Here is a 21,010-nt window from a genome sequence, read left to right as displayed (position 1 = left end):
GAGAGTCCATAGACAAGGTTGCGTTGGTTTCGTCACGGGCCGTTCGTTCCTCACGGCCCGGCTCAACCGTCGCTGGGTCCGGCTCAACCGGCGCTCAACCGGGGCTCGGCCAGGCTCAACCGTCGCCGATTCAGACCCCGGAAGTGACCCTCCCATGAAAGGCCGATACGGTTCAGGGCATGCGCATAGGGATTCCCAACGAGGTCACGCCCGGTGAGAACCGGATTGCGGCGACCCCCAAGACCGTCGGACAGCTACTAGGCCTCGGGTACCAGGTTGTGATCGAGTCCGCGGCGGGCGCTCGCGCCGCCTTTCCTGACCATGCCTTCGAGGAGGCTGGCGCCGTCATCGGTCGCGCCGAAGACGCGTGGGGAAGCGACATCGTCCTCACCGTCAACGCCCCCTCAGTTGAACAGATCGGGCTGCTTCGGCCCGGCGCGACGCTGATCGGCTTCCTATTCCCGCGCCAGGACGCCGACCTCACCAGCCGCCTCGCCACGCGCGGCGTCACGGCGATGAGTATGGACATGGTGCCGCGCACCAGCCGTGCGCAGTCGCTCGACGCGCTCAGCTCCATGGCAAACATCTCCGGCTACCGGGCAGTCGTCGAGGCCGCACACGCCTTCGGCAGGTTCTTCACCGGGCAGGTCACGGCCGCAGGCAAGGTGCCCCCCGCCAAGGTGCTGGTCGCTGGTACCGGTGTCGCCGGGCTTGCCGCCATCGGCGCCGCGAACTCGCTCGGCGCGATCGTCCGGGCGACCGACGTTCGTCCCGAGACCGCTGAACAGGTCGAGTCGATGGGTGCGACCTTCCTGCACGTCGACACCGCGGGGCAGGGGGTCAGCTCCGACGGCTATGCCAAGGAGGTCGGTGCCGACTACGCCGCCAAGGCCGCCCAGCTCTACGCCGACCAGGCCGCCGACGTCGACATCATCGTCACCACGGCCGCCATCCCCGGCCGCCCATCGCCGAAACTGATCACCGCGGAGATGGTCGCCACGATGCGCCCGGGCTCCGTGATCGTCGACCTCGCCGCTCAGGGCGGAGGCAACTGCGAACTGACAAGGCCGGGCGAGAGCTACACGACCGACGGCGGCGTCACGATCATCGGCTGGACGGACCTGGCCAGCCGACTGCCAGGGCAGTCTTCCCAGCTCTACGGCACCAACCTCGTCAACGCGCTCGCCCTCATGACCCCGGAGAAGGACGGCCAACTGGTCGTCGACTTCGACGATGAGGTCGTGCGCACCATGACCACCGTCCGTCAAGGTGAGATCACCTTCCCGCCCCCGCCGATCGAGGTCTCCGCGGCGCCCGTGGCCAAGCCCGTCGCCGAGGTCGCGCCCGTCGTCGAGGCCCCGAAGAAGGAACGGCCCTGGTGGCACCAGGTGGTCCTGGTCGGGGTGGTGGCCGTGGGGCTGATCGCGATGCTGACGTTCGCGCCGTCCTCGTTCGTCAGCCTGTTCGGCATCTTCACCCTCGCCTGCGTCGTCGGCTACTACGTGGTCTGGAACGTGACGCACGCGCTGCATACCCCGCTGATGAGCGTCACCAACGCGATCAGCGGCATCATCATCGTGGGCGCCATGACACAACTTGCCAGCGGCAGCCTCGCCGTGAAGATCATCGCCATGATCGCGGTGCTGCTGGCATCCATCAACGTCTTCGGCGGCTTCGCCGTCACGCACCGCATGCTCGGCATGTTCAGGAAGGGCTGAGACCATGCTGACCAACTTCATCAACGCCACCTACATCGCCGCAGGGCTGATGTTCATCCTCGCGCTGGCCGGGCTCTCGCGGCACGAGACGGCCCGCAAGGGCAACGTCTACGGGATCATGGGCATGGTGTTCGCCGTAGTCGCGACCAACTTCGCGATCGCATACCGCGACTACGCCAACCACAATCTCCAGATCGACGCCGCGATCATGCTGTACGCGGCGCTCGTCGTCGGCGGGGCGATCGGGATCTGGCGGGCGAAGAAGGTCGAGATGACCGGCATGCCCGAACTGATCGCGCTGCTGCACAGCTTCGTCGGTGCGGCAGCCGTGCTGGTCGGCTACAACGTCCATCTCGAAGCGCAGGGCCACGCCGACGCGCTGCACTCGATCGAGGTGTTCCTGGGGGTGTTCATCGGGGCCGTGACCTTCACCGGTTCGCTGGTGGCATGGGGCAAGCTGAACGGCAAGTTCGCGTCCAAGCCGTTGACGCTGCCGGGCCGCAACTGGCTGAACCTCGGAGTCGTGGTCGTGATCGGGCTGCTCGGCTGGTGGTACCTGGCGACTGGGTCGATCATCCCGCTGCTGATCGCCACCGTCTTGTCGCTCCTGCTGGGCATTCATCTGGTCGCCGCGATCGGCGGCGCCGACATGCCCGTCGTGGTGTCGATGCTGAACTCCTACTCCGGCTGGGCGGCCGCAGCCAGCGGCTTCATGCTCGACATGTCCGTGCTGATCATCACGGGAGCCCTGGTCGGTGCCTCCGGCGCGATCCTCTCATTCATCATGTGCAAGGCGATGAACCGTTCGTTCGTCTCTGTGATCCTCGGCGGGTTCGGCGACGATGTCGCCGCGACGGGGGAGCGCGACTACGGCGAGCATCGGGAGGCATCCGCCATTGAGGTCGCCGGGTTGCTCGGCGATGCCCGGTCCGTGATGATCGTCCCTGGCTACGGCATGGCCGTGGCTCAGGCGCAGTACGCCGTCGCCGAACTCACCGACCGGCTGCGGGCGCAGGGAAAGAAGGTCGGCTTCGGGATCCACCCGGTTGCCGGGCGCCTGCCGGGGCATATGAACGTGCTGCTGGCCGAGGCTAAGGTGCCCTACGACATCGTCTTCGAGATGGATGAGATCAACGACGACCTAGCCGACACCGACGTGGTGCTGGTCATCGGCGCCAACGACACCGTCAACCCGGCCGCGATGGAACCCGGGTCGCCGATCTCGGGGATGCCGGTGCTACGGGTCTGGGAGGCCGGCACCGTCGTCGTGTTCAAGCGGTCGATGAACGCCGGCTATGCCGGGGTGCAGAACCCGCTGTTCTTCAACGAGAACTCGGTGATGTGTTTCGGCGACGCGAAGGCGACGGCGCAGGCTATCGTCGCCGCGCTGCCCGTCGGGGTCAGCGGCTGAGCCTACGACCCAAGTTGTTCAGGAGGACGACGCTCTGCCGGGCGGTGGTCGATTCTCGCGTCCAGACGCAGCAGAATCGGCCAATGGTCGATTTTCCGGTGTTGAGGGGACCGAGGATCGACCAGGGATCAGTCGTCTGCCTGCCCCATCGTCCTGGTGTTCTGGGTGATCAGCGCGGCTTCGGATTTCGGGCCTGTGCGTTTGGACAGCCAACGCGCCAGGGCGGAGAGCGCAAAGTTCACGATCAGGTAGACGGCCAGCACCACGAAGAAGAGGGAGAAGGCGTAGCGGTTGCCGTAGAACTGCTTCAGGGAGTCGGCCTTGCGGAGGATCTCTGGATAGGCGACGACGTAGGCAAGCGAAGTGTCCTTGAGTAGGACCACGAGTTGCGCGACGATGATCGGCAGCATCTGCCTGAACGCCTGCGGGAACTCGATGAGCAACTTGGTCGCCGTCCCGGTCAGGCCGAGGGAGAGCCCGGCCTCGCGTTGCCCCTTGGGGAGCGCGGCGATTCCCGCACGGAGAGCCTCACCGATGATGGCCCCGTTGTAGATCGTGAGGGCCACCACCACAGCCCAGTAGCCGTTGGTGCCGACCGCCAGCATGATGAACAACATCATCAGCAGCACCGGTAGCCCGCGGAAGAACTCCAGCACGATCGTCGTCGGCACCCGGATGAGCGCCGATCTGGCGCTGCGCGCGAAACACAGCAGCACCCCGACGATCAGGGCAAGCACCGCGGCGAGCCCTGCCGCCCTCAGGGTGCCCATCACCAGGCCACGCCACAGGAGGTCTTCCCAGACCGTCTTGTCCTGGAAGATGTCCCACCGGCTCGGGTCCCACACACCGGACAAGACGGCGCCGTTGACGGTCGTGCGCGGCTGGCCGACCCGCCAGACGAACCAGACGACCAGCCCGACCAGGCCGACCAGGATCACCGTTGAGGCGATGCGGGAAAGCCTGCGGGCCTTCGGGCCGGGGGCGTCATAGAGGACGCTGGAGGCGCTCATCGTTGCACCGCCGCCTTCCGCTCAATCAGCCCGGCGATCTGGCCGAGGGGGACGGTGATGATGAGATAGCAGACAGCGACCCCGATCAGGATCGGGATGACCGCGTTGCCGTTGGCGTTGGCCAACTGTTTCGAGATGGCGATCAACTCGACGATGTAGAAGCCCGCGGCGACCGAGGTGTTCTTCGTCAGCGCGATGAGCACGTTGATCAGCGGCGGGATCACCATCCGGATCGCCTGGGGCAGGATCACCAGGCCGACGGTCTGGCCGAAGGTCAGCCCGACCGAACGTGCGGCCTCCGCCTGGCCGATGGGAACCCCGTTGATGCCGGAACGGATGGCCTCGGCGATGAATGCCGACGTGTAGAGGGCCAGCGCCAGGAACGCGCCGACCTTCGCGTCGAAGCGCACGTCGAGGGTCGGCAGCACGATGATGATGAAGAAGAACACCAGCGTGAGGGGGGTGTTGCGGAGCAGCTCGGTGTAGCCCGTCGCGACCCCCCGCAGGCTCGCGAGTGGGGAGATCCGCAGCAGCGCTACGAAGCCGCCGAGAAGGAGGGCGCCGAGCCCCCCGACGAGGAGCAGTTCGAGGGTGACCCGGAACCCGGCCCAGTACTGGTCCAGGTTGGCGAACACGGCCTCCATCGGCGCCTCCTTCTCGGTCGGTCAGGCTTGGGTCGTCAGTAGCGGTCGATGGTCGGGGGCTCAGGCGTGGGGAGCACCGTGCCTGCGGTTGCTTCCCATGCGGCGGCCCAGGAACCGTCGTCGAACGAGGCCTGGAGAGTGTCGTTGATGAACCCGCGGAACTCGTCGTCGCCCAGCTTCAGGCCGATACCGTAGGGCTCCTCGGTGAACGTGTCGGGGGTGACCTCGAACTCGTCACCGTTCTGATCGACCAACCCGGCGAGGATGACGTTGTCGGTGGTGAGCGCCTGAGCCGTGCCGTTGCGGATCGGTTCGAGGCAGTCGGAGTACTTGTCGACGGTGATCACGTTGTCGGTGAACTCCTTGATGTTCTTCTCGGAGGTCGAACCGGTGACCGTGCAGATGACGTTGTCGCCGAGGTCCTGCGGGGAAGTGATGCCTGCGGGGTTGCCCTTCGCCACCAGGAAGGACTGGCCTGCGATGTAGTAGGGCCCGGCGAAGTCGATGACTTCCTTGCGAGTGTCGTTGATGGTGTAGGTCGCCACGACGATGTCGACCTGACCGTTCTGGATGAATGGCTCACGGTTCTGGGAAACCGTCTCGACCCATTCGATCTTGTCGGCGGGAATGCCGAGGCCGGCCGCGACCAGCTTGCCGATCTCGACGTCGAATCCGACAGGTGTGCCGTCGGGGCCCATCAGCCCGAACAGTGGCTGGTCGAACTTGGTGCCGATCGTGATCTTCTGGGCTTCGTTCAGCTTCGCCATTGTGGTGCCCGCCTCGAAGGCGGTTTCGGCGACGGAGGGGGCGGGCGACTCCCCGGTGCCGGTGTCACCTCCACACGCCGTCAGGGCGACTGCGGTGAGGACGGCGGCTGCGCCGGCTGTGATCTTCTTCAGCAACATGGTTACTCCTTGTTCTTTGGATTCACTGGCGGTCATTGATTCACTGGCGAGCTTTGTCGCCGGGACTTGGGCGGTGGCCTTGGGGACGGACGGGGCCTCCTTGCCTGCGGGGCGGGCGCCCTCCAGCTAGAGGATCTTGGAAAGGAACTCCTTGGCACGCTCGGTCTTCGGATTTGAGAAGAACTCATCGGGGGTCGACTGTTCGACGATGGCGCCGTCGCTCATGAAGACGACCCGGTCGGCGGCCTTCTTCGCGAACCCCATCTCGTGGGTGACCACCAGCATCGTCATGCCGCTGCGGGCCAGCCCGACCATCACGTCAAGCACCTCGTTGATCATCTCGGGGTCGAGGGCGCTGGTCGGCTCGTCCAGGAGGATCACCTTCGGGTCCATCGCAAGCGACCTGGCGATCGCGACCCTCTGCTGCTGCCCACCTGAGAGTTGCGCGGGCAGCTTGTTGGCGTGGTCCTCCACCCCGACGCGGGTCAGTAGTTCCATGGCACGCTTGTTCGCTTCGGCCTTCGACTGCTTCAGCACCCGGATCGGCGCGAGGGTCACGTTCTGGAGGACGGTCTTGTGTGCGAACAGGTTGAACGACTGGAAGACCATGCCGACCTCGCTGCGCAGGTGTGCCAGGGCCCGGCCCTCCTCGGGGAGGAGTTTGCCGTCGATGTGGATCTCACCTGAGTTGATGGTCTCGAGCCGGTTGATCGAGCGGCACAGCGTCGACTTCCCCGAACCGGAAGGCCCGATCACGATCACGACCTCGCCGCGGGCAACGTCCAGGTCGATGTCCTTCAGGACGTGGTGCTCGCCGAAGTACTTGTTGACACCTCGGATTTCGACCAGGGGGCGTTCGGTGGACGTGGGTGGCATGTCCGCACACTAACAGCGTCGCGGGTGCAGGTTTCGGGTATGAGGCGGATTGTTGTGCGAACGTAACGCACTTCGAATTGTCCGGACGGTTTGGTTAAAGTCCTTGTCGCAGGGCGAACCGGACACGGCACTTGCGCGCGGCATGACGCTGCGGGGAGTGCGTTGGTGGGGGTTCCCGTCCGACCGGGGAGGCGGGGGCGGGTCGCCGAGTTATCCACAGATTGGTCTCCGGGGCAGGTTTGTGGCCCCTTCTCTTGGTTCAATGGCGTGCATCTACCTGGGAGGTGTCAGATGCTTCGTCGTCTTGCTGTGGTGCTGGGCGTGGTGCTTCTCGTGGGCTGCGGCGATGTGGAGTCGCCGGGCCCGTCGCCGACGCCGTCCAGCGTGTCGCCCTCGCCGACGCCCACCCCCACACCGACTCCCACGCCAACGCCGACTCCGAGCCCGACGGCGTTCCCGTCGTATCCGGCCGACCTGCCGACTGAGGATCCGGTCAAGGCCGCGATCATCGCCGGTTGGCAGGAGTACTGGAGGGTGTATGAGATGTTCGCGGCCGATCCTGCGGGGTTCACCGACTTCACTGAGACGCAGTACGTCACCACGGGCGAGGCCTCCAGGCTGATCATGGATTCTCTGGGCATGCTTCGCGACGAAGGACTGCGTAGCGAAGGCGGTTTCGAGTTCCGCGACGTCACCATTGCATTGGATGATGATTCGACGAGCAGTGCGGTGATCAGCTACTGCATGAGGTTGTCTGGCCTGAAGGTGTTCGAGGCTGCCTCGGGTGAGCGCATCCCTCGATCGGGAGCGCTCCTGGAGGAAGTGACAATGGAGAAGGGGCTGGACGGCGTTTGGCGGGTCTCGAATATCAGTAATGAGACGGCGCAATGCTGAGGTCCCGTGTGAAGTCCCTTGTCTTCGCACTGTTCCTCGCCCTGGGGTGGACGTCAGCCGTCATCGACGCACGTGCGGATCCGGGAGACCCGTTGTGTACGCTTGTCAATCCCATCAACGGGCGCTGTCTCAAATGGATCACAATCTCGACACTGGATGGGCAGGTTACTGCCACGGGTTCTGCCGACGGTGGCTCTGGACCGCCTCGGGTTTGTGCCTACGCTGGAAAGCCGCTGCTGTGTGAGACGGCTCTCGGGAGTTGGAGCTCCTATGCAGGTGCCTGGTGTCGTCTGTTGCCTGATCAGCCCGCACTGACTGACCCGATTTGGGAGGGGCGTTCGGACGGGGCCGTCTACTCGTGTACCCGGGCCAGGTTCGATGGGTTGCCGGACCCGGCGTTGACTTCGCTGTGGTGGCTGCCAGCGGCTCCCGAGGCGCCCGATCCTGAGGTGCTGGCGCGTCGCCTGCTGGCCAGTATCGATTTTCAGTCGCCGGAGTTGGGGATCTTTCCGCGCGGCGACACGATGCAGCGGATGAGTTTCGTCGGGTGGCACATGTGGTTGTGGGCCGCTCCGGCTTCGGAGTTGCAGTGGGGTCCGGTGACGGATTCGGTTTCGGAGGGCGGGGTGACGGTGACGTTGACTGCGACGGTTTCGGAGTTGGTGTGGGACATGGGCAACGGCGATTCGGTGTCTTGCGGGAAGGGCACCCGTTGGAGTGCGTCGGTCACGGGGGGTCGCAACGTGGCGTCGCCGAATTGTGGGTATGTGTATGCCGAGGATGGCCGCTACACGGTGACTGGGACTTCGCATTGGGATGTGGACTGGTCGGGTGCGGGGCAGTCGGGGAGTATGCCGTTCACGCTCAGTCGTGACGCAGAGGTGATCGTCGGTGAGCTTCAGTCGGTGAACAGGTGAGGCGCGACGAGCGGGGGCTCAGCCTGTCGGTGTGGACGGCGGTGGCGATGCCGGCGTTCATCGTCGCGGTGGGGCTCGGCGTCGATTTTTCGGGGCATGCGGAGGCTGAGCAGGAGGCGCGGGCCATCGCCGCGGAGGCGGCGCGTGCGGGGACGCATGCGGTGGTGGTCTACGATTCCGGGCCGCGTCTGGATGCTGCTGCGGCCAGGCGTGCTGGTGAGCGGTTCGCCGCCGCTGCGGGCTATGCGGCGAGGGTGGACGTGCAGGGTGATTCGACGGTACTGGTCACCGTAACCGGTTCGTACGAGACGCTGTTTCTCGGCCTCATCGGGGTGGAGTCCATCGGTTTCACGGCGACCTCCTCGGCAGACGCGGTCAGGACTCTGGACGGCGCCGAGGCGTAACCCGCGGGCGGTGTCACCTTGCGCTGCGACATTGGCGGTCCTGGGGGCCACCCGAGCTCTGGAGTTCGGGCCGTTTAACACCTACAACGGCTGTGCAGACCCCCCCACTCCCGTGGATCAGGGGGTCTTGCTGTTTCCGCGCCTAAATGGGCATCGGTTTGCGTCGCGGGTCGCGTTCCAAGAGATGTTTGGCGTACCAGTCCCACGCGAACTTGTTACCGAGGTGGGGGTCGACGCAGGCGTTGGCGCTCCAAGCGACCAGGTCCGCCATCTGGATCAACTGCGAGTGTTTCGAGTCGATCAGTACCGCATCCTCGACGACTCTGCGGGCAGAGAGTTTCAGGTTTCGGTGCGTGGCTCGGTAGGTGGTGTCGCTGCCGTCGCCGTCCATGAATACCATTGCGAGAGAATCCGACACTTGGAGCTCCGATTCCGTCCGGGCGATGAGTGTGGAGTAGACGTCCTTTCTAGTGCGGTGGAGTGACTGCGGCGCACCCCTTCTCCGCACCGCACCGACACGCAGCCCTTCTGTGCAGCGGAGCGTTTCGCGGCACTCGGCCGCCACCTCCCTGCCGAAGTCCTTCCAATGCGCCTGCCCAGCATGGATGTGACGTGAAGACAATTGGGTTGAGATTCGGCCCCGCCCGCCACACAGCCGAATGGTTGAACGCCGGACGAGTTCGCTCACGGCGATCACGGGAATGATGCCGCCGCACATCGGGTTGCTCGCAGGTAACCGATCAAAGGGAAACGTCATGTCACAAGCGACCGCACGCCCAGCGCGCAACCAGGTCACCGGCGCCTGGGCCGACGGCGACAGGACGCCGCTCAACGCGAACGAGGCTTTCAAGGCCGACGACGACGGCCTGAACGTCCGGACGCGCATCGAAGAGGTCTACGCCAAGGAGGGGTTCGCGTCGATCCCCGGAGACGACCTGCGCGGCCGGATGCGCTGGTGGGGTCTCTACACGCAGCGGCGTCCCGGCATCGACGGCGGCAAGACCGCCACCTTGGCGCCGGAGGAACTCGATGACGAGTTCTTCATGATGCGGGTCCGCTCGGACGGCGGGGCGCTCAGCAACGAGCAGCTCCGCGTCGTCGCGGGCATTTCCACCGAGTTCGCCCGTGACACCGCAGACATCAGCGACCGCCAGAACATCCAGCTGCACTGGATCCGAGTCGAGGACGTGCCGGAGATCTGGCGCCGCCTCGAAGGGGTCGGCCTCACCACGGCCGAAGCCTGCGGCGACGTGCCGCGCGTGATCCTCGGGTCGCCGGTAGCTGGCATCGCCGAGAACGAGGTCATCGACGGCACCCCGGCGGTTCGCGAGATCCTGGAGAAATACATCGGCAGCCCCGAGTTCTCCAACCTGCCCCGCAAGTTCAAGACCGCCATCTCCGGCAGCCCGAACCTCGACGTCGCGCACGAGATCAACGACGTCTCCTTCGTCGGCGTCGAACACCCCGAACACGGCCCCGGCTTCGACCTCTGGGTCGCCGGCGCCCTGTCCACCAACCCGATGTTCGCCAAGCGACTGGGCGCGTGGGTGCCGCTGGACGAGGTTTCGGAGGTGTGGCGCGGCGTCGTCTCGATCTTCCGTGACTACGGCTATCGCCGGCTCCGCAACCGGGCGCGCCTGAAGTTCCTGATGGCCGACTGGGGCCCGGAGAAGTTCCGCGAGGTCCTCGAGACCGAATACCTTCACCGCCCACTGATCGACGGCCCTGCCCCCGACGCCAACCGGTTGCGCCGCGACCACGTCGGCGTCCATCCCCAGGCCGACGGCAACTTCTGGGTCGGGGTCGCGCCGATCGCAGGACGGGTCTCCGGCACGCGCCTCACCGAGATCGCGGACATCGCCTCAAGGCATGCCTCGGGTCGCGTCCGGCTGACCGCCCACCAGAAGCTGTTGGTGCTCGACGTGCCCGAGGGAGAGGTCGAGGCGCTCGTCGCCGAGCTCGACGCCGTCGGCCTGCCCGCGAGGCCGTCCGAGTTCCGACGCGGCGTCCTGGCCTGCACCGGCATCGAGTTCTGCAAGCTCGCACTGGTCGAGACCAAGGCCCGGGCCCACACCATCATCGAGGAACTTGAGGCCCGCCTGCCCGACTTCGACGTGCCGTTCACCATCCACGTCAACGGCTGCCCCAACGCCTGCGCCCGCACCCAGGTCGCCGACGTCGGACTCAAGGGCATGGTGCAGAGCGACGCCGACGGAAACCTGACCGAGGTCTTCCAGGTACACCTCGGTGGTCAGTTGGGCTCCACCCCGCAGTTGGCCAGGAAGACCCGTGCGCTGAAGGTGGCCGCCGACGACCTGCCCGACTACATCGAACGGCTCGCCCGCACCTTCCTCGCGCAGCGCGACGGCGAAGAGCCATTCGCGGAATGGGCCAACCGCGCCGAGGAGGACGACCTCAGGTGAGCGCCGTGATCTACCACTGCCCGTTCTGCGCGGAGGAGGACCTCCGCCCGGTCGAGGAACCCAGGGGCGCCTGGCGGTGCGTCGCCTGTGCCCGCGTGTTCACCGTCACCCAGCACCGCGTCGAGGAGTCGCAGATCCCTGGACGCATCCGAGAGGAGGCCGAACGATGACTGGACGAGAGGTGGCTGAACAGGCCGCCGAGCACTTCACGCGGCTCGAGTCCGATCAGCGCTATGCCGGCCACCTCGGCCGGGTCGAGCTCAGCCGTGAGGTGCTGCGTTGGGCCCGCGACACCTTCGGCGACGAGGCGACGGTGGCGTCGTCGATGGGAGACGAGGTCCTGGTCGAGCTCATCGCCCAGACCGTGCCCGAGCTCGACGTGTTCTTCCTCGACACCGGCTTCCACTTCCCGGAGACCATCGCCACCCGCGACCACTACGCGGGCCGGGTCCGCCTCCGCACGATCCTGCCGCTGCTGACCGTCGCGGAACAGAACGCGGAGCACGGAGAACGACTGTTCGACCGCGACCCCGACCGGTGCTGCGCGATCCGCAAGGTCGAGCCCCTCAACCGCGCCCTGGCCGGTCGGACGGCGTGGGTCACCGGGATGCGTCGCGTCGACGCGCCGACCCGCACCGACATCACGCTGGTGGGCTGGGACGACAAGCGGGGCATGGTCAAGATCAACCCGATCGCGGCCTGGGACGACGACGACGTCGATCGTTTCGCGTTCGAGGAGGACGTATTCCTCAACCCACTGCGCGAGCAGGGCTACCCGTCGATCGGTTGCCAGCCCTGCACCAGGCGCGTCGCGCCAGGAGAAGACCCCCGGGCCGGGCGTTGGGCCGGCAAGAACAAGACCGAATGCGGACTCCACACATGAACCAGTTCCTAGACCATCTCGACCATCTCGAATCAGAAGCGATCCACATCTTCCGCGAGGTGGAAGGCGAGTTCGAGCGCCCCGTCATCCTCTTCAGTGGAGGCAAGGACTCGGTCGTCATGCTGCACCTCGCGCTCAAGGCGTTCGCACCGGCGGCGCTGCCGTTCGCGCTGCTGCACGTCGACACCGGGCACAACTTCCCTGAGGTGCTGAGCTATCGCGACGAGACCGTCGCCCGGGTCGGCGCGCGACTGCATGTCGCGCACGTGCAGGACTACATCGACGACGGTCGGCTCCGCGAACGGGCCGACGGCACCCGCAACCCGCTCCAGACGATCCCGCTGCTCGACGCCATCGAGCAGGGCCGCTTCGACGCGGTCTTCGGCGGGGGGCGACGCGACGAGGAGAAGGCCCGCGCCAAGGAACGCGTCTTCTCGCTCCGGGACTCGTTCGGGGCCTGGGACCCGCGTCGGCAGCGTCCCGAGCTCTGGGACCTGTACAACGGCCGGCACGCCGTCGGCGAGCACGTCCGGGTGTTCCCACTTTCCAACTGGACCGAGCTGGACGTCTGGCGCTACATCGAACGCGAGAACATCGCGCTGCCCAGTCTCTACTACGCCCACGAGCGCGAAGTGTTCCAGCGCGACGGCATGTGGCTGACGGCCGGCGACTGGGGCGGCCCCAAGCCGACGGAGCAGGTCGAGTCCCGCCTGGTTCGGTACCGCACGGTCGGCGACATGTCCTGCACCGGCGCCGTCGACTCGGACGCCGCAGACGTCTCCGGGGTGATCCTGGAGGTCGCGGCATCACGCATCACCGAACGCGGGGCCACCCGCGCCGACGACCGCCTCTCCGAGGCCGCTATGGAAGACCGCAAGAAGCAGGGATATTTCTGATGACGCACGATCTGCTCAGGCTCGCCACCGCGGGCTCCGTCGATGACGGCAAGTCGACCCTGGTCGGGCGGCTGCTCTACGACACCAAGTCGGTGCTCGCCGACCAGCTCGACGCGGTCGCCCGCGTGTCGCAGGAACGGGGACAGGCGGTGCCCGACCTGGCGCTGCTCACCGACGGGCTCCGCGCCGAGCGGGAGCAGGGAATCACCATCGACGTGGCTTACCGCTACTTCTCGACGGCAAACCGGTCCTATGTGCTGGCCGACACCCCCGGGCATGTGCAGTACACGCGCAACATGGTCACCGGTGCCTCGACCGCCGAACTCGCCCTGATCCTCGTCGACGCCAGGCACGGGGTCGTCGAGCAGACCCGTAGGCACATGGCCGTCACCGGCCTGCTCGGGGTCCGCCACGTCGCCGTCGCCGTCAACAAGATGGACCTGGTCGACTGGAACCGCAGCCGGTTCGACTCCATCGTCGCCGAGGCCAGGGCGGTCGCGGCCCGCTTCGGGATCGACGATTTCGTCGCCGTCCCGTTGTCGGCGTTGCTAGGCGACAACGTCGTCGACCGTTCGGCCAACACCCCTTGGTACGAGGGCCCGACGCTGCTCGAGCATCTCGAATCGGTGCCGGTCGGGATCGACCCAGGCACCCAGCCGCTGCGGTTCCCGGTGCAGGTGGTACTGCGTCCCCAGTCTGCGACGCACCGCGACTACCGTGGCTATGCCGGTCGACTCGCGGCTGGCACCGTCGAGGTGGGCGACAAGGTGACGGTGCAGCCTTCCGGGCGAACCACCACGGTCGTCGGGATCGACCAGGGTCGGGCCGACGGCACCGTCGTCGAGTTGACGCGGGCGTTCGCGCCCCAATCGGTTACGTTGCGGCTCGCCGACGACATCGACATCTCCCGTGGCGACCTGATCGCGGCAGCCGACCTTCCGGGCGGCGTCACCCGCAGCGTGAGCGGCATGGTGTGCGTGCTTTCGGAACGGCCGGTCCGGCCCCGGGACCGGGTCCTGCTGCGCGCGGGAACCCGCACGGTGCGCGCGCTGGTGGAGGAGATCCTGGACGAACTCGACATCGAAACGGTCGAGTACAGCCGGGCGACCGGGCAACTGGACCTGAACGACATCGGACGGGTCCGGATCCGGTTGGCAGACGACCTACCCATCGACGACTACCGGGAACTGCGCCGCACCGGCGCGTTCCTGCTGATCGATGAAGGCGACGGGTCGACGCTGGCGGCCGGCATGGCCGATGCCCCGGAGCGCTACGCGGGGGCCGCCATCTAGGTGACTGGTGTCGCGTCGGCAGGCCGACGAAACGGGTGGCGGGTAGGACCATGGTCTACATCTACTCAGACAGAAGTTCTAAGTATTTGCTCAGGAGCCTCTCAGGAACCTCTCAGGTATTAGTGTGTAACCATGCCTGACATCGTCCTCATCGCCCGGGGTTCGCTAGATCCACGTCACGCCGAGGACGTCGACGCGCTCACCGACGCCGTCCGGGATCGGGTGCGCGCCGGGCGCGCCGTGGGTGCCTGCTACCTCGATCACCTACCTCCGGGGCCCGTCGAGCTCGCTGCCGACCTCACCCGCCGGGCGGTGGCGGTACCGCTGATATTGGCGCCGGGTCGCCAAGCTCAGGCCGACGTGCCGTCGGCCGTCGCGGCGTTGAGCGCGGGCGGTTCCGACGTCCGCCTCGCCCCGACGCTCGGCCCGGATGAGCGGCTGCTCGACGCGTGCGCCGAGCTGCTTGCCGCAGCGGGCGTGCAGCCTGACCCCGAGACGGCGGTCGTGCTGTTTGCCCCAGGCGCCTCGGGCGGCATGGGCGTCACGGGCGTGGCAGGGACCATAGAGCGGGCGACGCAGCAGGAGTGGGGCGCCTGGGATGTTGCTGCGGTTCAGGGGGAGCACAGCCTCGAGAACGTCGTCGGCCGCCTCAACCGGGGTTTTGAGCGGGTGGTCGCGGTCAGTTTCCTGATCGGCGCCGGAGTGCTGCGCGACCAGATGGCCGCACGTTGCGAGGGGCTGGGGGTGCAGATGGTGCCAGGCACCCTCGCGCGGACCTCTGCGCTGGCAGATCTTGTGGTCGCCCGCGCAACGGGATGAGAGTTCGGGCGCCCCAACGGCGACGTTAGGATGCTCGGGTGAGCCAGTTCGGTGATGTCCTCAACCTTCCGCTACGACACGCAGGGAAGGTCCGTGAACTTTACGACGTTACCTATGCGGGCGAACCAGTCATCCTCATGGTTGCCACGGACAACATCTCGGCCTTCGACCATGTCTTGTCGACGGCGATCCCGGACAAGGGCGCGATCCTGACCCAGCTAAGCCTCTGGTGGTTCGGGCAGCTCGACGTCGCCAACCACGTCCTCTCGACCGAGGTACCCGAGGCCGTCTCGGGAAGGGCGACGGTGGTCGAGGCGCTGGCCATGATCGACGTCGAGTGCGTGGCGCGCGGCTACCTGACCGGCTCAGGCTGGGCCGAGTATCAGGAGAGCTCATCGGTTTGCGGGGTCCCGCTTCCCGCAGGGCTGCGTGACGGCGACAAGCTGCCGGAGCCGATCTTCACCCCGGCCATCAAGGCGCCGCTCGGTGAGCACGACGAGAACGTCGACTTCGAGACGATCGCCCGCCTGCACGGGCGTGACGTCGCAGAAGAATTGCGCGACGCCACGCTTCGTCTCTACTCCGGGGCAGAGCGCATCGCGGCCGAACGAGGCATTATCCTGGCCGACACCAAGTTCGAGTTCGGACGCCGCCCCGACGGCACCCTGGTGCTCGGTGACGAGGTGCTGACGCCCGATTCGTCCCGGTTCTGGGACGCCGCGGCCTGGCGCCCGGGGGAGTCGCTGCCCAGCTTCGACAAGCAGTACGTGCGCGACTGGTTGGCTGGCCAATCCGGTTGGGATAAGGCTTCGGACACACCGCCGCCCCCGCTGCCCGAAGAAGTGGTCGAGGCCACCAGGGAACGCTACCTGGAGGCGTACCGGCGCCTGACGGGGGTCGAGTTCGGCTGACGGTTGCCTTGCCTGGTCGGTCTCGCGCCATCGGGTCGGCACCGCCAGATCAGTTCAACGCCGCTGCCAACCCGTCCGCGAACGCCGTCGGCTTCGAGGTCCGCGGCTGGTGCCTCATCAGTTTCGGCCCCGAGCGACCCGTCGGCAGTAGAGTCTCGGCATGGCAATCAAGATGGTCGCACTCCTGGATGGAACCCTGATCGACCCAGCACAACCCATCGTCCGGGCCGACGACCAGGGCGTCGTCCGGGGTGACGGCGTGTTCGACGCGCTGCTCGCCGTCAACGCCGTGGCGCGGGACTTGGACGCCCATCTCGACCGGCTGAGCGCGTCGGCGCGGTTGCTGCAACTACCGGAGCCTGACCGGGTGGGTTTCATCCGGGCAATCGAGGCGATCCTTCAGGCCTGGGACTGGGCGGCTGAGCCCGAGGCGGTACTCAGGACCATCCACACCCGCGGCGCCGAGGGGATCAACGAACCCAACGGCTGGGTGATGGCGGCACCGCTCGATGCTGCCTCCCGCAGGCAGCGGAGCGTCGGCGTCCGGGTGCTGCTACTCGACCGCGGTTTCGACGGAACCGGTATCGCCGACCTGCCGTGGCTGCTGCCCGGCGCCAAGTCCTTGTCGTACGGCATCAACATGGCGGCGAAGCGCTACGCGGTGAACAACGGTGCCGATGATGTCGTGTTCGTCACCCCGACCGGTGGTCTGCTGGAGGGGCCGACCTCTTCGGTCGTGCTCGATCTGGACGGCGAACTCGTCACTCCTGCGCAGGATGGCATCTTGAGGTCGATCACGATCGACGACCTGGTAGAGGCCACCGTTAAAGCCGGGATCCCAATGCGCTTCGCCCCGCTGACCGTCGAAGACTTCGCAAGGTGTAGAGGGGCCTGGCTGCTCTCCAGCGGCCGCATCCTGGCCAGGATCACCCATCTGGACGGCAGGCCACTGTCCGACTCACCGCTCGACAGGGACCTGGCAAAGCTGCTCGACGTCCCAGAAGCATGAGCCTGGTCCCGGCCGACATCACCTTCGACGCGCTGCCGGAGCACGCGCGCACACTCCTCGACCAGGTCGCCGAACGTGCCCGGGGCCTGCTGAACGGAAGGTTGAGCGTCGAACGCGACGGTGTCGTCGTCACCGCCCGGATAACCGAGGTGGAGGCCTACGGCGGGGGATATGACCCGGGCTCACACGCTTTCAGGGGGCCGTCAGCCCGCAACGCGGCGATGTTCGGCCCGCCGCTGCACGCCTACGTCTACCGTCACATGGGGCTGCACGCTTGCTTCAACGTGGTCGTGGCCGTCGAAGGCACCCCGACCGGGGTCCTCATCAGGGCCGCCGAAATCGTGGAGGGCGTGGAGGTGGCGCGGGCGCGGCGCTCGGCCAAGGGACGCACCCGTCACGACTTCGACCTTGCGGCCGGGCCCGCACGGCTGACCGTAGCGCTGGGAATCACAATCGATGACACCGGATCCCCGCTCGACGGCAGCGCCGGAATCACCTTGACGCCGAGGCTGACGGCTGAGCCGTCGATCGGCATCGGGCCGCGGGTGGGGCTCGGCAGGGCAGCAGACTTCCCGCTGCGGTTCTGGATCCCGGGGGAGCCCTCCGTCTCGCGCTAGGTGGGTGGTGCAAGAACGCTGTCACCGGCGTGTCGGTCCGGCTCGGTAAACTCGTCAGAGGGGGTGACGTCATGATCTCCGACACCGTTCGGGCAACCCGGGCGAACCTGCGCTGGCTTCTGGTTCTGCTGCCGGCTGTGTTGTTTGTGACGACGGTCGGCACCGCTGTGGTGCAAGGGCAGACGGAGGGGTCGATCAGCGCGTACTACGGTGGCCCGCTGCAGGATGTTTTCGTCGGCGTGCTGATCGGCGTGGCCGTGTTGCTGGTCGCCTACGAGGGGGCCACGGCCATGGAGGACTACAACTTCAACGGGGCCGCGTTGTACGCCGTGTTCGTGGCCCTGCTCCCGACCCGGCTGATCGGCAACCTGAACTCGCTGCGCACCCAGTTGGTCCTCGCCCCGGACGGGCTCACGCCGTCCGAGTATGTGTGGTCCCTCCGGATCACCCTCAGCTTGTTGGTGGTACTGGGAACTCTTCTGGTGATCCGTGAGCTGAGCCACCGGGCGCGGTTGCGTGGGCTCCTCGCGGGGGGCCTGGGCAGGCGGATCTTCGTGGCCGTGACATTCGCGGTGCTCGTGGCATTCCAGGCGCTTGCGATGTGGCAGTTGTGGGCCCCGGCCGCCGAGGCAGTCACGATGGAGGGGCTCAGATCGGTGCCAATACTCAGCCCGATCCCGTTCGTCGGGACGCTTCGCATCCACGATCTCGCGGCCATCTTCCTGATGTGCTCGCTGGCCGCGGGCGTCTGGTGCCACGCCTGGCCGGCAGCCGCGGCCGGGGACGCGAGATCCCTACCCCCTGGTTCGACGGTCTGGTTGCCGGCCTATCGCGCGATCTTCATCGCGATGATGGTTGGCCCGTTCATCGCTTGGGGTGCCGCAGCCCTCATCGCACCCGGCAAGATGGTCATCCTGCTCGAATGGTGGGTAATCGCCATGTTCTGCGTGTTCTGGATGGTGGAGATGGCGAGACAGCGCCGGGTGCGCGTCACCCCTGGAACGCCGTGATCCTCTCGATCGCCTCAACGATCGCGGCCTCGCCCGCCGCGAAACTGAGCCTGACCGTACGCGCCCCCAGCCGAGCGTCGAAGTCGCGGCCGGGGGTGATCGCCACCCCGGTAGCCTCCAGGAGGGCCGCGGCATAGGCGGAGGAGTCTTGGAACCTGTCGAGTTGTGGGCCGAGGTCGGCGTAGTAGTAGAAGGCGCCGTCGGCGGGCGCGGCCACGCCCCAGCCGAGTCGGTCCCGCGCGGCCAGCAGGCGGGCCCGTGCCGCCGCGAACCCCTCCACGGCGGTGTCGCACTCAGCGTAGGACTCCGGGGTGAACGCCTCGAGTGCCGCGTACTGCGCGGGTGCCGGGGGACACAGCGCCAGATTGCCGGCCAGGGCGTCGACCGGGTCGACCAGTGGCTTCGGCAGGACGAGCCAGCCGATCCGCCATCCGGTCATGCCCCAGTACTTGCTGAACGACGACACCACCGTCGCTTCGTCGCCTGACTCCAGCGCGGAGCGGCCACGTGACCCGTCGTAGGTGACGCCGTGGTAGATCTCGTCGCTGACCAGCAGCACCGAGTGTTCGCGGCACCAGGCGACGAGGTCGGCCAACTCGTCGCAGGTAACCATCGTGCCCGTCGGGTTGGCGGGGGAGGCCAAGATCAGGCCCTTCAGCGGGGCCTTGCGGTGGGCTTGGTCGAGCTGCGCGATGGTCGGCTGGAACCGGACATCCGGGCCGCAGTCGATGTCGACCACTTCACAGCCCAGGGATGTGAGGATGTTGCGGTAGGCCGGGTAGCCCGGCCGGGCGAGGGCGACCCTGTCGCCGTGGTCGAACGCAGCCAGGAAGGCGAGCAGGAAGCCGCCGGAGGACCCGGTCGTGACGGCGATCCGGTCCGGATCCACGTCCACCGCGTACCAGTCGAGGTAGTGCCGGGAGATCGCCTCGCGCAGCGGACGGATGCCCAGCGCAGGCGTGTAGCCGAACGGGGTCCCGGCGGCGTGCAGTTCCGCGGCCGCCCGGTTCACTGCGCTCGGGGCACCGCCCGCCGGTTCGCCCGCGCACAGGGAGACGACGTCACGACCTGCGGCGCGCAACTGTGCCACCCGGTCGAGGATGGTCATCACCTCGAAGGCGGGCACCTGGGATCTTGACGACGGCATGCGGCGAGACTATCGGGTGGCCTCGCGCGCGCGGCTTCAGCCTCCCCGTCCCTGGCCCACCCCGATCCCTTGATCGACCAGTCCGCCCCGAGCGCTTTGAGTGCCATAAGGGGGCAGCACGGATAGAGTGACCCCATGCCACGCGTCGTCGTCAACGTCATGCCAAAGCCCGAGATCCTCGATCCGCAGGGAAAGGCCGTAACCGGTGCCCTCAAACGGCTCGGATTTCAGGGCCTGTCCGTGCGCCAGGGAAAGCGTTTCGAGGTCGAGGTGGACGGCGAGGTGACGCCCGAGGTGCTCGCCCAGATCGAGCAGGCGGCCGATACCCTGTTCGCGAACACCGTCATCGAGTCCTATGAAGTGGTGACCGACTGATGGCGCGCATCGGCGTCGTCACATTCCCCGGATCCCTGGACGATCAGGATGCCCTGCGCGCCGTCCGGATCGCCGGTGCGGAGCCGGTGCCCCTGTGGCACGGGTCCGATTCGGTAGTGGGCGTCGACGCGATCATCCTGCCGGGTGGGTTCTCCTACGGTGACTACCTGCGCTGCGGTGCCATCGCGCGGTTCAGCCCCGTGATGGGCACCGTCATCGAGGTGGCCAGGAAGGGCATGCCGGTGCTGGGGATCTGCAACGGTTTCCAGGTGTTGTGCGAGGCCCACCTCCTGGAGGGCGCGATGATCCGCAACGCCGGGCAGCAGTTCATCTGCCGCGACGAGCGGCTGCGGGTCGAGACCATCGATACCACGTGGACCTGTGCGTTCACGAAGGGCGATGAGATCACCATCACCCTGAAGAACGGGGAAGGTAACTATCAGGCCTCTCCCGAGACGCTGAAGAAGCTCGAGGGCAACGATCAGGTCGTGTTCCGCTACCTCGACAACCCGAACGGGTCGGCCAACGACATCGCCGGTATCACCAACGACCGTGGGAATGTGGTCGGATTGATGCCACACCCGGAGCACAACGTCGAGGAGTTGACGTCGCCGTCGCTGGACGGGCTGAAGTTCTTCGAGTCGGCGTTGAGCTTCTTGGGTGCCCGCGTTTGATTCGGTAGCGGATCGGTGGGTCGCTAGGGGTCTGCGCTGGTTACCAGGGATCTGCGCCGGTTGCCTGGCGTATGGCTCGTTACCTGGGGTATGGCGCGTTACCTGGGGTGTATCGCTGGTGTCGAGCGTTTTGGTTGGTGACGATGTCAGAGTGTTGGTGTTGCGACTTTTTGCT

22 protein-coding genes and 1 pseudogene are annotated in these 21,010 nt (G+C 66.8%); 17 read left to right on the top strand and 6 right to left on the bottom strand.

All coding sequences use genetic code 11. The features are described 5' to 3' along the window. Positions 1-179: 179 nt before the first annotated feature. Positions 180-1,718: a Re/Si-specific NAD(P)(+) transhydrogenase subunit alpha gene (locus BUC15_RS15870; protein WP_073190121.1), complete on the top strand. Its 1,539-nt coding sequence runs from the start codon at positions 180-182 to the stop codon at positions 1,716-1,718. A 4-nt stretch (positions 1,719-1,722) separates the two neighbouring features. Next, positions 1,723-3,129, top strand: coding sequence for a Re/Si-specific NAD(P)(+) transhydrogenase subunit beta (gene pntB / locus BUC15_RS15865; protein ID WP_073190119.1), 1,407 nt, complete (start codon positions 1,723-1,725; stop codon positions 3,127-3,129). 128 nt (positions 3,130-3,257) lie between these two features. Here the strand turns inward: pntB and BUC15_RS15860 are convergent, their stop codons facing one another. From BUC15_RS15860 to BUC15_RS15845, 4 genes are all read right to left on the bottom strand, one after another. Beyond that, positions 3,258-4,139 (bottom strand): amino acid ABC transporter permease, encoded by an 882-nt coding sequence (locus BUC15_RS15860; protein ID WP_073190117.1) that lies wholly within the window; start codon positions 4,137-4,139, stop codon positions 3,258-3,260. Further along, entirely contained in the window at positions 4,136-4,783 is a 648-nt protein-coding gene (locus BUC15_RS15855) for an amino acid ABC transporter permease (RefSeq protein ID WP_073190114.1), read from the bottom strand. Before BUC15_RS15855 ends, BUC15_RS15860 begins: the two co-directional genes overlap by 4 nt. Positions 4,784-4,818: 35 nt before the next feature. Continuing rightward, positions 4,819-5,688, bottom strand: coding sequence for a glutamate ABC transporter substrate-binding protein (locus tag BUC15_RS15850; RefSeq protein ID WP_073190111.1), 870 nt, complete (start codon positions 5,686-5,688; stop codon positions 4,819-4,821). 126 nt (positions 5,689-5,814) lie between these two features. Further along, the gene (locus BUC15_RS15845) at positions 5,815-6,564 is read right to left on the bottom strand and encodes an amino acid ABC transporter ATP-binding protein (protein ID WP_073190109.1); all 750 of its coding nucleotides are present in this window, start codon (positions 6,562-6,564) and stop codon (positions 5,815-5,817) included. Positions 6,565-6,855: 291 nt separating this feature from the next. Here BUC15_RS15845 and BUC15_RS20055 point away from each other — a divergent pair, with 291 nt between their 5' ends. The 3 genes from BUC15_RS20055 to BUC15_RS15825 all read left to right on the top strand — a co-directional run bounded on the left by BUC15_RS20055 (position 6,856) and on the right by BUC15_RS15825 (position 8,779). Then, entirely contained in the window at positions 6,856-7,458 is a 603-nt protein-coding gene (locus tag BUC15_RS20055) for a hypothetical protein (RefSeq protein WP_084189668.1), read from the top strand. 293 nt (positions 7,459-7,751) lie between these two features. Further along, complete coding sequence (locus BUC15_RS15830) at positions 7,752-8,375, top strand: hypothetical protein (RefSeq protein WP_073190103.1); 624 nt, start codon at positions 7,752-7,754, stop codon at positions 8,373-8,375. Beyond that, a complete protein-coding gene (locus BUC15_RS15825) occupies positions 8,372-8,779 on the top strand; it encodes a hypothetical protein (protein WP_084189667.1) in 408 nt (135 codons plus the stop codon). Before BUC15_RS15830 ends, BUC15_RS15825 begins: the two co-directional genes overlap by 4 nt. Before the next feature lie 142 nt (positions 8,780-8,921). On the opposite strand, the gene BUC15_RS19650 is transcribed toward BUC15_RS15825, so the two are convergent. Then, positions 8,922-9,401 carry a DUF3800 domain-containing protein gene (locus tag BUC15_RS19650; RefSeq protein ID WP_175558374.1) on the bottom strand — a complete coding sequence of 160 codons (480 nt, stop codon included), beginning with the start codon at positions 9,399-9,401 and terminating at the stop codon, positions 8,922-8,924. A 133-nt stretch (positions 9,402-9,534) separates the two neighbouring features. Here BUC15_RS19650 and BUC15_RS15815 point away from each other — a divergent pair, with 133 nt between their 5' ends. The 10 genes and pseudogenes from BUC15_RS15815 to BUC15_RS15770 all read left to right on the top strand — a co-directional run bounded on the left by BUC15_RS15815 (position 9,535) and on the right by BUC15_RS15770 (position 18,639). Next, positions 9,535-11,202 carry a nitrite/sulfite reductase gene (locus BUC15_RS15815; RefSeq protein WP_073190128.1) on the top strand — a complete coding sequence of 556 codons (1,668 nt, stop codon included), beginning with the start codon at positions 9,535-9,537 and terminating at the stop codon, positions 11,200-11,202. After that, a complete protein-coding gene (locus tag BUC15_RS15810; RefSeq protein WP_175558373.1) occupies positions 11,199-11,372 on the top strand; it encodes a hypothetical protein in 174 nt (57 codons plus the stop codon). The genes BUC15_RS15815 and BUC15_RS15810 overlap by 4 nt, the downstream gene beginning before the upstream one ends. After that, positions 11,369-12,085 (top strand): phosphoadenylyl-sulfate reductase, encoded by a 717-nt coding sequence (locus BUC15_RS15805; RefSeq protein ID WP_073190095.1) that lies wholly within the window; start codon positions 11,369-11,371, stop codon positions 12,083-12,085. The genes BUC15_RS15810 and BUC15_RS15805 overlap by 4 nt, the downstream gene beginning before the upstream one ends. Then, on the top strand, positions 12,082-12,981 hold the full coding sequence (gene cysD, locus BUC15_RS15800) for a sulfate adenylyltransferase subunit CysD (protein WP_217652273.1): 900 nt from the start codon (positions 12,082-12,084) through the stop codon (positions 12,979-12,981). Before BUC15_RS15805 ends, cysD begins: the two co-directional genes overlap by 4 nt. Next, the gene (locus BUC15_RS15795) at positions 12,981-14,273 is read left to right on the top strand and encodes a sulfate adenylyltransferase subunit 1 (RefSeq protein WP_073190091.1); all 1,293 of its coding nucleotides are present in this window, start codon (positions 12,981-12,983) and stop codon (positions 14,271-14,273) included. The genes cysD and BUC15_RS15795 overlap by 1 nt, the downstream gene beginning before the upstream one ends. Before the next feature lie 132 nt (positions 14,274-14,405). Next, on the top strand, positions 14,406-15,092 hold the full coding sequence (locus BUC15_RS15790) for a sirohydrochlorin chelatase (RefSeq protein ID WP_073190088.1): 687 nt from the start codon (positions 14,406-14,408) through the stop codon (positions 15,090-15,092). A 38-nt stretch (positions 15,093-15,130) separates the two neighbouring features. After that, positions 15,131-15,988: pseudogene (locus BUC15_RS15785) on the top strand (phosphoribosylaminoimidazolesuccinocarboxamide synthase); the annotation flags it as partial. A 175-nt stretch (positions 15,989-16,163) separates the two neighbouring features. Beyond that, positions 16,164-17,012, top strand: a complete 849-nt coding sequence (locus BUC15_RS15780; RefSeq protein ID WP_084189665.1) for an aminotransferase class IV — start codon at positions 16,164-16,166, stop codon at positions 17,010-17,012. Continuing rightward, positions 17,009-17,629, top strand: a complete 621-nt coding sequence (locus tag BUC15_RS15775; protein ID WP_084189664.1) for a DNA-3-methyladenine glycosylase — start codon at positions 17,009-17,011, stop codon at positions 17,627-17,629. The genes BUC15_RS15780 and BUC15_RS15775 overlap by 4 nt, the downstream gene beginning before the upstream one ends. A 71-nt stretch (positions 17,630-17,700) precedes the next feature. Then, a complete protein-coding gene (locus BUC15_RS15770) occupies positions 17,701-18,639 on the top strand; it encodes a hypothetical protein (RefSeq protein WP_139280314.1) in 939 nt (312 codons plus the stop codon). Here BUC15_RS15770 and BUC15_RS15765 read toward each other — a convergent pair. Further along, on the bottom strand, positions 18,620-19,786 hold the full coding sequence (locus BUC15_RS15765; RefSeq protein WP_073190080.1) for a pyridoxal phosphate-dependent aminotransferase: 1,167 nt from the start codon (positions 19,784-19,786) through the stop codon (positions 18,620-18,622). The genes BUC15_RS15770 and BUC15_RS15765 overlap by 20 nt on opposite strands. Positions 19,787-19,921: 135 nt before the next feature. Here BUC15_RS15765 and purS point away from each other — a divergent pair, with 135 nt between their 5' ends. Next, positions 19,922-20,161 (top strand): phosphoribosylformylglycinamidine synthase subunit PurS, encoded by a 240-nt coding sequence (gene purS / locus BUC15_RS15760; RefSeq protein WP_073190078.1) that lies wholly within the window; start codon positions 19,922-19,924, stop codon positions 20,159-20,161. After that, positions 20,161-20,835 carry a phosphoribosylformylglycinamidine synthase subunit PurQ gene (gene purQ / locus BUC15_RS15755; protein WP_073190076.1) on the top strand — a complete coding sequence of 225 codons (675 nt, stop codon included), beginning with the start codon at positions 20,161-20,163 and terminating at the stop codon, positions 20,833-20,835. Before purS ends, purQ begins: the two co-directional genes overlap by 1 nt. Positions 20,836-21,010 lie beyond the last annotated feature (175 nt).

The organism is Tessaracoccus bendigoensis DSM 12906 (genome assembly GCF_900141915.1).
GTDB lineage: Bacteria > Actinomycetota > Actinomycetes > Propionibacteriales > Propionibacteriaceae > Arachnia > Arachnia bendigoensis.
Note: the sequence above shows the minus strand (reverse complement) of the source record. Positions and strands in the feature narration are given on the sequence as shown.

Excerpts from the sequence above, each read along its gene's own strand:
- BUC15_RS15870 (WP_073190121.1), top strand. The coding sequence starts at position 180 with ATGCGCATAGGGATTCCCAACGAGGTCACGCCCGGTGAGAACCGGATT.
- pntB (WP_073190119.1), top strand. The coding sequence starts at position 1,723 with ATGCTGACCAACTTCATCAACGCCACCTACATCGCCGCAGGGCTGATG.
- BUC15_RS15860 (WP_073190117.1), bottom strand. The coding sequence starts at position 4,139 with ATGAGCGCCTCCAGCGTCCTCTATGACGCCCCCGGCCCGAAGGCCCGC.
- BUC15_RS15855 (WP_073190114.1), bottom strand. The coding sequence starts at position 4,783 with ATGGAGGCCGTGTTCGCCAACCTGGACCAGTACTGGGCCGGGTTCCGG.
- BUC15_RS15850 (WP_073190111.1), bottom strand. The coding sequence starts at position 5,688 with ATGTTGCTGAAGAAGATCACAGCCGGCGCAGCCGCCGTCCTCACCGCA.
- BUC15_RS15845 (WP_073190109.1), bottom strand. The coding sequence starts at position 6,564 with ATGCCACCCACGTCCACCGAACGCCCCCTGGTCGAAATCCGAGGTGTC.
- BUC15_RS20055 (WP_084189668.1), top strand. The coding sequence starts at position 6,856 with ATGCTTCGTCGTCTTGCTGTGGTGCTGGGCGTGGTGCTTCTCGTGGGC.
- BUC15_RS15815 (WP_073190128.1), top strand. The coding sequence starts at position 9,535 with ATGTCACAAGCGACCGCACGCCCAGCGCGCAACCAGGTCACCGGCGCC.
- BUC15_RS15805 (WP_073190095.1), top strand. The coding sequence starts at position 11,369 with ATGACTGGACGAGAGGTGGCTGAACAGGCCGCCGAGCACTTCACGCGG.
- cysD (WP_217652273.1), top strand. The coding sequence starts at position 12,082 with ATGAACCAGTTCCTAGACCATCTCGACCATCTCGAATCAGAAGCGATC.
- BUC15_RS15795 (WP_073190091.1), top strand. The coding sequence starts at position 12,981 with ATGACGCACGATCTGCTCAGGCTCGCCACCGCGGGCTCCGTCGATGAC.
- BUC15_RS15790 (WP_073190088.1), top strand. The coding sequence starts at position 14,406 with ATGCCTGACATCGTCCTCATCGCCCGGGGTTCGCTAGATCCACGTCAC.
- BUC15_RS15780 (WP_084189665.1), top strand. The coding sequence starts at position 16,164 with ATGGCAATCAAGATGGTCGCACTCCTGGATGGAACCCTGATCGACCCA.
- BUC15_RS15775 (WP_084189664.1), top strand. The coding sequence starts at position 17,009 with ATGAGCCTGGTCCCGGCCGACATCACCTTCGACGCGCTGCCGGAGCAC.
- BUC15_RS15770 (WP_139280314.1), top strand. The coding sequence starts at position 17,701 with ATGATCTCCGACACCGTTCGGGCAACCCGGGCGAACCTGCGCTGGCTT.
- BUC15_RS15765 (WP_073190080.1), bottom strand. The coding sequence starts at position 19,786 with ATGCCGTCGTCAAGATCCCAGGTGCCCGCCTTCGAGGTGATGACCATC.
- purS (WP_073190078.1), top strand. The coding sequence starts at position 19,922 with ATGCCACGCGTCGTCGTCAACGTCATGCCAAAGCCCGAGATCCTCGAT.
- purQ (WP_073190076.1), top strand. The coding sequence starts at position 20,161 with ATGGCGCGCATCGGCGTCGTCACATTCCCCGGATCCCTGGACGATCAG.